This window comes from Acinetobacter sp. ACNIH3 (assembly GCF_002918965.1).
In the GTDB taxonomy this organism is placed as follows: domain Bacteria; phylum Pseudomonadota; class Gammaproteobacteria; order Pseudomonadales; family Moraxellaceae; genus Acinetobacter; species Acinetobacter schindleri.
In genome coordinates, this window is the sequence record NZ_PQLP01000062.1 from 1 (window position 1) to 12,348 (window position 12,348).

Annotated in this window: 10 protein-coding genes and 1 pseudogene; 8 read left to right on the forward strand and 3 right to left on the reverse strand. The window is 41.6% G+C overall.

The genetic code is table 11. The features are described 5' to 3' along the window. The 5 genes from C3420_RS17290 to C3420_RS15310 all read left to right on the forward strand — a co-directional run. The coding region (locus C3420_RS17290; protein WP_146048148.1) for a transposase at positions 1 to 212 on the forward strand (212 nt) is incomplete at its 5' end. A gap of 31 nt (positions 213 to 243) precedes the next feature. Continuing rightward, complete coding sequence (locus C3420_RS15295) at positions 244 to 1,737, forward strand: hypothetical protein (protein ID WP_103800930.1); 1,494 nt, start codon at positions 244 to 246, stop codon at positions 1,735 to 1,737. A 72-nt stretch (positions 1,738 to 1,809) separates the two neighbouring features. Continuing rightward, positions 1,810 to 2,916 carry a hypothetical protein gene (locus C3420_RS15300; protein ID WP_103800931.1) on the forward strand — a complete coding sequence of 369 codons (1,107 nt, stop codon included), beginning with the start codon at positions 1,810 to 1,812 and terminating at the stop codon, positions 2,914 to 2,916. A 146-nt stretch (positions 2,917 to 3,062) separates the two neighbouring features. Then, on the forward strand, positions 3,063 to 4,139 hold the full coding sequence (locus C3420_RS15305; protein ID WP_103800932.1) for a patatin-like phospholipase family protein: 1,077 nt from the start codon (positions 3,063 to 3,065) through the stop codon (positions 4,137 to 4,139). Positions 4,140 to 4,199: 60 nt separating this feature from the next. Next, on the forward strand, positions 4,200 to 4,517 hold the full coding sequence (locus C3420_RS15310) for a hypothetical protein (protein WP_004890522.1): 318 nt from the start codon (positions 4,200 to 4,202) through the stop codon (positions 4,515 to 4,517). Between the two features lie 54 nt (positions 4,518 to 4,571). Here the strand turns inward: C3420_RS15310 and C3420_RS15315 are convergent, their stop codons facing one another. Next, positions 4,572 to 6,926 carry a Tex family protein gene (locus C3420_RS15315; protein ID WP_103800933.1) on the reverse strand — a complete coding sequence of 785 codons (2,355 nt, stop codon included), beginning with the start codon at positions 6,924 to 6,926 and terminating at the stop codon, positions 4,572 to 4,574. Positions 6,927 to 7,252: 326 nt separating this feature from the next. Here C3420_RS15315 and ompR point away from each other — a divergent pair, with 326 nt between their 5' ends. From ompR to C3420_RS15330, 3 genes are all read left to right on the forward strand, one after another. After that, the gene (ompR, locus tag C3420_RS15320) at positions 7,253 to 8,017 is read left to right on the forward strand and encodes a two-component system response regulator OmpR (protein ID WP_004890528.1); all 765 of its coding nucleotides are present in this window, start codon (positions 7,253 to 7,255) and stop codon (positions 8,015 to 8,017) included. A 424-nt stretch (positions 8,018 to 8,441) separates the two neighbouring features. Beyond that, on the forward strand, positions 8,442 to 9,902 hold the full coding sequence (locus tag C3420_RS15325; protein WP_103800934.1) for an ATP-binding protein: 1,461 nt from the start codon (positions 8,442 to 8,444) through the stop codon (positions 9,900 to 9,902). A gap of 205 nt (positions 9,903 to 10,107) precedes the next feature. Then, positions 10,108 to 11,625 carry an acetyl-CoA hydrolase/transferase family protein gene (locus tag C3420_RS15330; RefSeq protein ID WP_004890531.1) on the forward strand — a complete coding sequence of 506 codons (1,518 nt, stop codon included), beginning with the start codon at positions 10,108 to 10,110 and terminating at the stop codon, positions 11,623 to 11,625. Between the two features lie 49 nt (positions 11,626 to 11,674). Here C3420_RS15330 and C3420_RS15335 read toward each other — a convergent pair whose 3' ends face one another. Then, positions 11,675 to 12,034 carry a hypothetical protein gene (locus C3420_RS15335; protein ID WP_228152976.1) on the reverse strand — a complete coding sequence of 120 codons (360 nt, stop codon included), beginning with the start codon at positions 12,032 to 12,034 and terminating at the stop codon, positions 11,675 to 11,677. Positions 12,035 to 12,227: 193 nt separating this feature from the next. Beyond that, positions 12,228 to 12,348: pseudogene (locus C3420_RS15340) on the reverse strand (IS3 family transposase); the annotation flags it as partial.

Below are 12,348 nucleotides of genomic sequence, written 5' to 3' on the forward strand. Positions count from 1 at the left end.
CATTAAAAGCCAAAAGACACTGTAAATTGGATCCTGAATTGAAAATCTATAATCAAGAAATCAATAAAAGAAGAATCGGAATTGAGCATGTATTTGGCAGCCTGAAAACCTTCAAAATCCTTGCTGAACGTTATCGAAATAGAGGTAAAAGGCTTGGTTTGAGATTCAATTTAATCGCTGGAATCTACAACTTGGAACTGAGCAAAAAATGATTTATGAAAGAGGTCTATTGCAACTTCATTATTGGCAGCGTGTGGCGGCGGTGGGGGTGGTTCATCAAATCCGGGGTTTTCTTCAAAGACTGTAGATGGGGTAGCTGTAGACTTTTATCTTAAAGATGCCACAGTTACTTTAGATGATTGTAATGGAAAGACAGTTATCACAAATGAACAAGGTAAATTCCAATTTGTTACCACCCAGGATTGTCAAGCCTCTGCTTTAACTATCACAGGTGGCCAAGACATTGTTACGAATAAAGAATTTACTGGTACTTTGAAAGTTAAAAAAAATAATTTTGAAAATGCCAATATTGTTGCAAGCCCTTTAACTACTTTAGAAGCCATCTTAAAGCCTGAAGACTTTAAAAAAGTTCTCGAAAACCTAGGCTTTAATCCTAATGAAAATGTAAGTACGTTTGACCCTGTACAGAAAGGTACAGCGCAACAGCTTGCTACAGTCTTTTTAATTCAACAATTACTAACTCAGATCGAAGATTCAATTGAATCAGCAGATCCAAGTAAAAATGCACTTGAGATTGCTGCACAAGCATTAGGAAATGTTTTAAAAGAACAATCCCTTATCAATGATGATCAAGAATTCAATCTTGATATTCTTGATAAGACATTAATTGAAGCTCAAAAAGAAGTAAGCAATATTGATACAGCAGCTATTTCATTAAGTGTCGGCAATATTGCTACGCTCCTGAATAATATTGATCTATCTACATTAGGTTCTGGAGATGGCCTAGTTAACTACCTTGAGAAAACACCAGAAACTCTAGATAAAATCAAAGATGCAATTCCAGAGCCGGTAACTCCTACTGATCCTACTGATCCTACTGATCCTACTGATCCTACTGATCCTACTGATCCTACCGATCCTACCGATCCTACCGATCCTACCGATCCTACCGATCCTGTAGATCCGGTTGTTACAAAAGAAATTAGCAGTTTTAAATTTGCAGGATTTAATATTTCTTCATTATTAGCTTCATCATCAGCAAATCCACTTAAGGTGAAGAAATCAGAGTTAGATAGCCTAGCAGTCCTTCAATTTGGTTTGTTAAATGCAAAAGATAATGACTCTGATAATGCTAATATTGAAATGAATATTACAGCTACTCGCGGCACTATCAATAAAACTCTAAACTTGGAATTTACAGAAGTAAAAGTGACTTTTAATGCAGTAGGTACGATTAAAAACTTCACTATTCCTGCTCAAAAAGCGATTAAGGTTTCATCTAATCTTTCAGACATTAATAATGTTAGTTTAAGTGCCAACCAAGACATTACCCTTAATGTACAAAATGGTACAATTAATTTAGTCGAAGCATTAAATCAAAGTACATTGGGACGAAATGCCTATTCAAAATATAAGAACTTAATCGCAGAAGGCGATGCTATTATGATCAATGCTAGTGTTGATTTGTCTAATTTTAATATTAGCAAAGACCTAGGATTAAATTCTAAACCAGCTAAATCTGCTAGCTTCGTTAGTCACTTTAAAGTGACAAATTAAGAATAGTATCTTAGTGATTTAAGCCAGTGTTACACACTGGCTTTTTTAACAATTCACTTGGTGATTAAAATAGTGAAAAAAATATTTTATATTTTTGTTTGTGCATCAACTTTTAGTACTGTAGCTCTAGCCACTACAGATCATTTATTTACACAAGCAAAGTCATTAGCAAAAAAAGATACTAAAGCTTCTTTTAGTGCTGGTATCGATATGGTCAATGATACTGTAGATATCTTTGACATTCGAGCTTCAGAAGGCGTAAGTGGGGATGCAGGCGACTATAAAGGGTTTCATCTGAAAGCTGACTATCAAATCTCACCATTATTTAATATTGAAGGTGCATATTGGCATCGTGAAATTGAATATGGGAAAGATACAAACGAAATTCAAACTCCATATTTAGCTTTAACTTTTAGTCCTGCAACTTTACAAACCTCTAAATCTGCGTTTGATTTAAAGCTGAGTGCATGGAGTAATATTTCCGACAATCTTAAAAAATCGGGTGCAACCAGTGTAAGTGGTTTTACTACTCCCTTACAGGATATTCAGGTTAAAGATATTAAAGATTTACAGTTTCAGTTAGATGGTATCTTTTCCCATCAAATTGATTTCATGAATCAGATTAATTTATTTACAGGTGTCGGCTACAGCAAAGTTTCTGTTGAACAACTCAAATTTCAAGCAACCCATGAGAAATTAGGGATGAATGGGTGCGCAGCAAATGTCACCGTATCTTCTAATAATCAATATACTGCGATCAGTACTCCACAATGTGATGAGCTTTTTACAGTCATTGTAGAAGGTGATGCCCGAGACTTCGGAGTTGATATTCAAAAAGACCTCAACTATGACAGCTATTATGCTTCTCTAGGCGGCTCATGGAACTGGCGTTACCGTCAATTCGAAAGTCAGCTCGCTTATCAATACCAACGTTTATGGCGCAAGGATATTGATGACCGAATCAGCAATTTTGGAAACTCACCGATCAAGGATAACCATACTTTTGGTGCCAAGTTTAGTTATGATTTTACTCCAAAGCTGACAGGCTATCTGCAAGGTCAACTGTTCCAAAACAACCTCGTTGGCTATGTACCTTTTCTGTATAACGGTGTCACAGCATCTCGTTTAGATAAACGCTATGGACTGGCATCTATCGGAATTCAATACCACGGTTTCTAGTTCAAAAAAGCCTGATTTGTTCAGGCTTTTTTTATTTGCTGAATGTCATATGACTCTAAAGTCACCTTAGGGCACATCTTGCCATTGGGTCCAAAGGCACAACGCTTAAAATAAGCCCTCACTGGTCGAATATAGGTTAAACCTCTATGCAGATTTTACAAAAACATGCCCCTGCCCTGAAAATCCGTGCCGGGCACTTGGCACGTGAGCTGATTCTGAAAGAAGGTTTACAACCCGAACAGGTGGATATTGTTCCTGGGGCTGCAGGGGGCCCGAAAGGTATCGGTATTCAGGGGTTGGATCAGGCAATTTTTGGTGATTTTCTCCCACGTGCTCCTCAGCGTAGAACCCTGGTGGGTTCCTCCATTGGCAGCTGGCGTTTTGCCAGTATTGCTGCTCATGGTGCTAAACTAGGAACCGAACGCCTAGCTGAACTGTATACCAACCTTTACTTTCATAAGAAAATGACACGTTTGGAAGTGAGCGAAGTCTGCCGCGGCATGTTATTCGACCTGGTCCAAGGCAAAGAGGCTGAGCTAGTTAATCATCCAGATTATCATCTGACCGTGTTGTCGATTAAAGCCCAACACATTTTCCAGAGTGACAAGGCCTTACCTTTACTGGCTTCTGTAGCCGGAATTGTTGGGACGACCGCAGTTGCACGCAAGCACAGCCGTCATTTTATGCAAAGGGTCATCAGCCAACCGAATATGGGTGAACAGTTTAAAATCGCTGAAGATGGATTTACCACGCATTATCATGCCCTGACTGAACAGAGTGTCCTGTCCTGGCTAATGGCTTCAGCATCTATTCCGGGGGTGATGGCAGCGGTGAACAATATTCCGGATGCACCGCAAGGTTATTACCGCGATGGTGGTTTAATTGACTATCACATTGACCTGCCCTTCCAGAGCAAAGGCATTGTACTGTATCCGCATTTTACTGACAGCATTACGCCAGGCTGGTTTGACAAGTTATTTAAACGCACCTCAAATCCGGAAAATCAGGCACGAACTTTGCTCATATCTCCATCGCCAGAATATTTGCAAAGTTTACCTTTAGGCCGTTTGCCAGACCGTAAAGATTTTACGCTAAAAGGCTTGGATCAAACCCAGCGGATTCAGCTCTGGAAGCAATGTATTGCTGAAAGTCAGCGTCTGGGCGATGAATTTCTGGAGCTGGTCGAGAAACAAAATTTTGCCGACCTGATGCAAGCCTTGTAATTGGGCGCAGCTGCCCGATTATTTGTATAATTGCCTTAATTTTTTGAGCTGTTGAGATTTATGCAGAAGTTTTTAGTGGTCCTGCAATATGCCTGTATTGCCTTTGGTCTTTATCTGATCTATAGCGTTGGCATGTCGCTATATACCCAGCAATTTGAGCTGATGGAACTGGTGGCCGATATTGGTACGATTCTGATCTGTATCGACTTGGGGGTGTTTTTATATACCAGTAAAGGTAAGTCTGGAATTAGCATGGAAGAATATGCAAAACGACTGGAACAGCCACCATCGAAACTGGTTTATGTGACACGAAAACTGGGGCATCTGGGTATTTTGCTGATCATCACTAGCTGGATTGTTCCGATGATCAATTCATAAAAATCAGACATAAAAAACCTCCCATTTGGGAGGTTTTTTATTAGTAATTAACGATTACTTGGAACCTTTAATCCCAGCTTGTAATAACAACGCACCCAAACCACCAATTTTTTGCTCTTGTGGTTTAGCCGCTTGCGGTTTCTTGCCCTGAGGACGCTCACCTTGCGGACGTGATTGCTGTGGACGTTTGCCTTGAGGCTTACGTTCACCACGTGCTTCATTGTTTTCACGGCGTGGCTGACGTGGTGCTTTCGCTGGGGCTGTCGAACCTTCAGGACGCATCGACAAATTCACGCGGTTACGTTCAGCATCCACATTCAAAACACGCACTTGCACGATTTGACCTGGTTTTACTACTTTATGCGGATCAGCGACAAATTCATTAGCCAGTTCAGAAATATGCACTAAGCCGTCTTGATGGACACCGACATCGACAAATGCGCCGAAGTTAGTCACGTTGGTCACTACGCCTTCCAGCTGCATGCCTTCAGTCAATTGTGCCACTTCGGTAATATCATCACGGAACTTGGCGGTACGGAATTCTGGACGTGGATCACGACCCGGTTTTTCCAGTTCGCTCAATACGTCTTGAATCGTTGGTAGACCAAATTTATCATCCACAAAGTCTTCAGGATTTACCTGGCGAATGATTTCAGTATTGCCAATAATGTCTTTTACCGTTGTTGCTTTCGCTTCAACAATTTTGCTGACCAAAGCATATGATTCAGGGTGTACTGCAGAAGCGTCCAGTGGCTCAGAACCATTTTGAATACGTAAGAAACCTGCAGCCTGCTCAAAAGTACGCTCGCCTAAACGTGGCACTTTTTTCAACGACTGACGGTTATCAAAACGGCCATTTTCCTTACGGAAATCGACAATTTGCTGTGCAATCGATTTATTCAGACCGGCGATATAACCCAAAATCGCAGAAGATGCCGTATTGACATCAACACCCACCGAGTTCACACAGTCCTCTACCACTGCTTCAAGGGTTTTCGCCAGACCAGTCTGATTCACATCATGTTGATACTGACCTACACCAATCGATTTTGGATCGATTTTCACCAGTTCAGCCAATGGATCCTGTAAACGGCGTGCAATCGAAACCGCACCACGGATCGATACATCCAGCTCTGGAAGTTCTTGAGAAGCCAATTCAGAAGCAGAATAAACAGAAGCGCCTGCTTCAGACACAGAAACACGGGTCAGTTTCAGGTCGCTGTTTGCTGCCATCATTTCAGCTACTAGCGCTTCAGTTTCACGGCTTGCCGTACCATTCCCAATCGCAATCAGGTCGACATTGAACTCACGGCATAAACGTGTCAGCTCGGTCAGTGAACCTTCTTTATCATCTTTTGGAGCAAATGGATAAATGGTGCTATGTGCTAGAACATCGCCAGATTCATTCACGACTGCCAGTTTCACACCTGTACGGATACCCGGGTCAACGCCCAGCGTCGTACGCGCGCCAGCAGGTGCAGAAAGCAGTAAGTGACGTAAGTTTTCTGCAAATACGTTCATTGCTTCAGATTCAGCAGCCAGACGTTTTTCAGTCAATAAAGAATGCTCAATCGTCGGGCGGACTTTACCCAGCCAGAACAGTTTCGCAGTCTGTTTCAGGAAATCCTGACGAGACTGGGGCTGAATGGCATCCAGATTATATTCGGTTTCAATACGTGCCAATGGAACATCGTCTTCGCCATCCACTTTCAGGCCCAGGACATTTTCCTGACGGCCACGCAGCATTGCCAACAAACGATGCGAAGGAACTTTGTTCAGGTTTTCAGAGAAATCGAAGTAATCACGGAATTTCTTGCCAACTTCTTTTTTCTCATCAGAAGCAACCAAACTTTTTAAAATGGCAGTTTTTGCAAATGTCGCTTTCAGCTCAGTGGTCAGCGCAATGTTCTGTGCCCAGTCATCGATCAGGATGTGCTGGATCGCATCCAACTGGCTTTCTTGATCTGGATAATCTTCATGGCTAAAGCCCGCAAGTGCTTCGGCAGGATCAACCGCTTCAGCAAAGATTTTTTCTGCAATCGGACCAAGACCAGCTTCTTTGGCTTTGAATGATTTACTGGTACGTTTTGGACGGTACGGCGCGTAAATTTCTTCTAATGCATTTTTGGTTTCTGCCGCATTTACCCGCGCTAATAAATCATCAGATAATTTATCTTGTTCTTTGAGTGATTCAATCACCTTTTCACGGCGCTCATACAAATCACGCAAGTATGATAAACGCGTATCGAGCTGGCGTAGTTGCGTATCGTCTAAGCCCTGCGTTACTTCTTTACGGTAACGTGCAATAAATGGAACACTGGCACCTTCATCAATAAGTTTGATGGCAGCTTCTACTTGAGTTGGACGTACGGCAAGTTCTTTTGCCAACTGCTGAACTAAGTCAGTCATCGTGTTTGATCCCACAAGGATAAGTACTAAATGGCATGATTATAAAGACCAGGTCTATAAAATCCACAATTGTTTTTATTAATTTATCTTTATGAATTATGACAGTGTTGTTCAATATTTGAAGAATGACGTTTAGATCCAGGCGATGACTGCCTCATATTTGCGAAACTTTTATCATTTACCTGTATATATTTGGTATCCATCCCTTGATTTTAACTGCAATTTTTGTTGCTTTAGAGCATAGTCAATCGCTATAAATGAATCGTATACTCAAGACATCTATTAGTTTTTGTTTAAGACGACAATAAAGAATAAAGGAGCACCTTATGAGTTTAGTTGTACCCGCTGAAAAAACCGATGCAGTACATACCGAAACCGATCGGGTAGAACGCATTCTGGTTGTCGATGACGATGTCCGTTTACGCACCTTGCTGCAACGCTTTTTAGAAGATAAGGGTTTTGTGGTCAAGACTGCGCATGATGCTACTCAAATGGACCGACTGCTGCAGCGAGAACTGTTTTCTCTGATCGTGCTCGACTTTATGCTCCCTGTTGAGGATGGTCTGAGTATCTGTCGTCGTTTACGCCAGTCCAATATCGATACACCAATCATCATGCTGACAGCACGTGGTAGCGACTCGGACCGTATCGCAGGACTTGAAGCCGGTGCGGATGACTATCTACCTAAACCATTTAATCCAAATGAGTTATTAGCACGTATCCGTGCTATATTACGTCGTCAGGTGCGTGAAGTACCAGGTGCGCCAAGCCAGCAAATGGAAGTGGTCAGCTTTGGCCCATGGTCACTTGATCTTTCTACCCGCACCTTGACTCGCGAAGGTCAGGTGGTAACCCTCACAACAGGTGAATTTGCTGTATTGAAAGCCTTAGTACAGCATCCACGTGAACCGTTAACACGTGACAAGCTGATGAATCTGGCACGTGGTCGTGAATGGGGTGCAATGGAACGTTCGATTGATGTGCAAGTGTCTCGCCTGCGTCGTCTGGTAGAGGAAAATCCAGCACGTGCGCGTTATATCCAGACGGTTTGGGGCGTAGGTTATGTTTTTGTTCCAGATGGTGCGGAGTAATTTTTTCGTATCAGAAAAATAAGATGAGTTGTCTGTATATACCTTTCTGATTTTGAATTACGTGACAAATTCATTCGCAACTGTTTGAGGTAGGAGGTATTCATCTCTAATGTTTCTGCGACCACTTGATGACGTAATGTATTTTGACGAGTTTTGCGAATGAAAAATGGTTTTGCCTACTTTTGCCAAAACAAAAGGAGGTATAACCGAAGGTTTCAAGCCTCATCTAAATTCCAAATGGTTTAATTTGGATGTGATATGCATTACTTCGTAAGAGGATGAGGTGATTTTTGAGTAAACCTCTCTCTGAGGAGCATGCTCCGCAAGTCTCCTATAAGGAGAGGGAACTTTCTTTATAGTAATTAAAAAATTATTTATGAAAGAATTCTAATCATTTGCTGAAGTCATAACACAGGATTGTGCAGTGAAACTCGACCCCATCGACCCACAAGAATTTACTGATTTTGTCCATTACTCGGAAAAGAAACGTACCCGTATGGAACGTTTTCTCGACAAAATCAAGCCACGTTCTGCCGCAATGCGAACCGCGGTACTTGTGGTTTTTGTGGTCCTGTTCAGTCTGGTGATGTCGATCTGGTTTTTCTGGCGAACTCTCTATTTGCCGGAAATTCAGCAACATGCCCGCTATCTCGCTGTTGAACTGGAAATCCTAAATAATCCTAGCCTGCGCCTGTATCATCATGATCAGGAAGTAGATATCGATGATTATTTAAAAAGCCGTATCGGGATTGAGTATATTACCGACCCTGCACAGTATCCCAATATTCGTGAAAAGGTGATTGCCGAATTTTTTACCAGTAAAATTGAGGAAAAGCTGGCAAAAGAATTACGTATTGACCGAGCAACTGTATATTTCCAGTTTAAGCCTAGCCCCCAGATCTGGATTCAAACGCCTGAAATGAATGGTCATTGGGTTCGTGAACCTTTAAAAACCTATGCTAACTATAGCCCTGAACTAATTTTTGGCTGGTTACTGGGTACGCCATTGATTGCTGGCATTATTATTCTGACTTTGGTCCGTCAGCTGAATCGTCCGCTACGTCGCTTACAGGAAGCCGCGAATAGCTATAGTGCAACTGGTTCTGCACCCTATCTGGATACCAATCATGGGCCTCTTGAAATCCGTCAAGTGAACAATGCCTTTAACCACATGATCTATACGCTAGAACAGACCGAGCGTGAACGCCGGATTATGCTTGCTGGTATTTCACATGATTTACGCACGCCTCTGACCCGTATCCGCCTGAGTGCCGAGATGATGCCAGACGAAGATTTCCTCAAAGAAGGTCTGATTTATGATGTCGAGGACATGGATGCAATTTTAAATCAGTTTATTTCCTTTATGCGCGATGGTTCCGATGAAGAGCCACAAGAAACCAATGTCAATACCCTACTACAAGAACTGGTTACCCAGTTTAAGCCGCTTGATATCCACTTTACGCCTCAGGAATTACCACTGATCCAAGCCCGCAGTATGTCGCTTAAGCGATTGATTGGTAACTTGATTAATAACTCAAAACGCTATGGTGCCGAACCAGTCGAACTCTCGGCCCAGATTGAACAGGATCGACTGTTAATCAAAGTGGCTGATCATGGTGAAGGCATTCCAGAGGATCAAATTGAAGATCTCATGCAGCCTTTTGTACGAGGTAATTCGGCTCGTACTGTTCAGGGTAGTGGCTTGGGACTGGCCATTGTAAAACGGATTGTCGATATTCATTCTGGTGAACTATACATTCATAATGGACCTGAAGGTGGATTGGAAGCCATCATTTCACTACCAATTCATCAAGCGGAACCAGAACAGACTGCGACCCCGACCACGCTCGACAAAATCCGACAAAGTATTACTGGTCACTTTTAATAATAGATTAATATTTATACATTTGATTTTTAGGATTTAATATATTATTTATATAAATAATATATTATTCAATATGTTAAAAATCATCATTTATTTTTATACCACTATTTGGCTAAAAAATTAGACCTTAGCCTAACACCTATGCAAAATACTTTTTTTGATCGGTACAATCCGTATCAGTATTCAGGAATTTAAGAGAGTTCAAATGTCTTTAGACCGTATCCGTTTAGCATCCCTACACAATAAGGTAATGAGTGCAGAACAGGCAGCTCAGTTCATCGAAGATGGCATGACTGTAGGTATGAGTGGCTTCACTCGTGCAGGTGAAGCAAAAGCGGTTCCACTGGCGCTGGTACAGCAGGCAAAAGCGAACCCATTAAAGATCACCCTCATCACTGGGGCTTCTCTAGGGAATGACCTGGACAAGCAATTAACAGAAGCTGGTGTATTGGCACGTCGTTTGCCATTCCAGGTCGACAACACCCTGCGTAAAGCAATCAACAAGGGTGAAGTGATGTTCATCGATCAGCATTTGTCTGAAACTGTTGAACAGATGCGTAACCAGCAGCTGAAAAAACCAGATGTAGCAGTGATTGAAGCGGTTGCGATTACTGAAGACGGCGGCATTATTCCTACAACTTCAGTTGGTAACTCTGCAAGCTTTGCAATTTTTGCAGAAAAAGTGATTGTAGAAATCAATACAAACTTAAGCCCAGCTTTTGAAGGCTTACACGACATCTATATCCCGACCTATCGTCCAACACGTCAAGCGATTCCATTGACTAAAGTAGATGAGCGTATCGGTACACATGCAATCAACATCGATCCGGCGAAAATTGTCGGTATCGTAATTAATAGTGAATACCATGATTCTCCATCTACAGTAACAGCTCCGGATGATGAGACTCAATCTATCGCAAATCACCTGATTGCTTTCTTCGAAAAAGAAGTAGCAGCAGAACGTTTACCGAAAAACTTAGGCCCACTTCAGGCCGGTATCGGTTCAATTGCAAATGCCGTATTGACTGGTCTGAAAGACTCTAATTTTGAAGACCTGATCATGTACTCAGAAGTACTGCAAGACTGTACTTTCGAATTGATCGATGCGGGTAAAATGAAATTTGCTTCAGGCTCATCAATTACCCTTTCTGCAAAATACGGCGAGAAAGTATTTAACAATCTTGAGCAATACAAAGATAAACTTGTATTACGTCCGCAAGAAATTTCTAACCATCCTGAACTGGTACGTCGTTTAGGTATTATCGGTATTAACACTGCACTTGAGTTTGATATCTACGGTAACGTGAACTCTACTCACGTATGTGGTAGCAAAATGATGAACGGTATCGGCGGTTCAGGTGACTTCGCGCGTAATGCACACATTGCGATCTTCGTAACCAAGTCAATTGCCAAAGGCGGTGACATCTCATCTGTTGTTCCAATGGCATCTCATGTTGACCATACTGGCCATGATGTAGATGTGCTTGTAACTGAACAGGGTCTGGCAGATCTTCGTGGTTTAGCGCCACGTGAGCGTGCTCGTGCCATCATCGACAACTGTGTACATCCAATGTACAAAGATGCATTAAATGACTACTTTGATCGTGCATGTGTACGTGGTGGTCAGACACCTCACCTTCTAAATGAAGCGTTGAGCTGGCATGCAAACTTTGAAGAAACTGGTTCGATGTTAGCCTCTGTAAAAGAAGCTAAATCTGCATAATTGAGTTGATAAAAAAACGCCCTTCGGGGCGTTTTTTTATCGGCAAAACTTAATTAAACTTGATTTGATCACCAAGGGTTTTTCCGACTTCTGAGAGACCGTGAATACTTAAAGAACATTCAATCACACCAATCGATACTACATCCTGATTGATCTGTAAGGTTAACTGCCCTTTTTCATTAAACTTAAATACACTATTAAATAATCTCAAACTCTCCTGATTACTCTGTGCAGCTACTGGGAAACCCTGCGGCGTCATTCTTTGTAATGTATCAGCCCAATATAAATCTGTTTTTGTTTGAAATGAACGATCCTGTCCTGACACCAGCGCAAGTAAATTATCATCCAAATGTTCAAAACCAGATGAATCAAAAAAACTTGCAATTGCTGGAAGCTGTATCCCTGCCATTAACATAGCGCATGTATAGCTACAGACCCTATTCATAGCACTGCCTCCTAAATTTCAGCAATATCAAAATAACATGTGAATTTAAAATAAGATCAACCACTTATCATTATTTTCTGAAATATCCCCAACAGATCTATGCTATTCATTGAACTATTTCACAAAAAACATGAATATTCAGACGAATAACCTGATCCTAGACAGTATTGTGGACAACCGATCCCTCTAAATTCTTAAAATATTTCTGTTCAAAAGCTTCTGGGCTTAACCAACCATTTGCAGAATGCCTTCTGACCCGATTGTAATAAATCTCAATA

Excerpts from the sequence above, each read along its gene's own strand:
- ompR (WP_004890528.1), top strand. The coding sequence starts at position 7,253 with ATGAGTTTAGTTGTACCCGCTGAAAAAACCGATGCAGTACATACCGAA.
- C3420_RS15315 (WP_103800933.1), bottom strand. The coding sequence starts at position 6,926 with ATGACTGACTTAGTTCAGCAGTTGGCAAAAGAACTTGCCGTACGTCCA.
- C3420_RS15330 (WP_004890531.1), top strand. The coding sequence starts at position 10,108 with ATGTCTTTAGACCGTATCCGTTTAGCATCCCTACACAATAAGGTAATG.
- C3420_RS15310 (WP_004890522.1), top strand. The coding sequence starts at position 4,200 with ATGCAGAAGTTTTTAGTGGTCCTGCAATATGCCTGTATTGCCTTTGGT.
- C3420_RS15305 (WP_103800932.1), top strand. The coding sequence starts at position 3,063 with ATGCAGATTTTACAAAAACATGCCCCTGCCCTGAAAATCCGTGCCGGG.
- C3420_RS15335 (WP_228152976.1), bottom strand. The coding sequence starts at position 12,034 with ATGGCAGGGATACAGCTTCCAGCAATTGCAAGTTTTTTTGATTCATCT.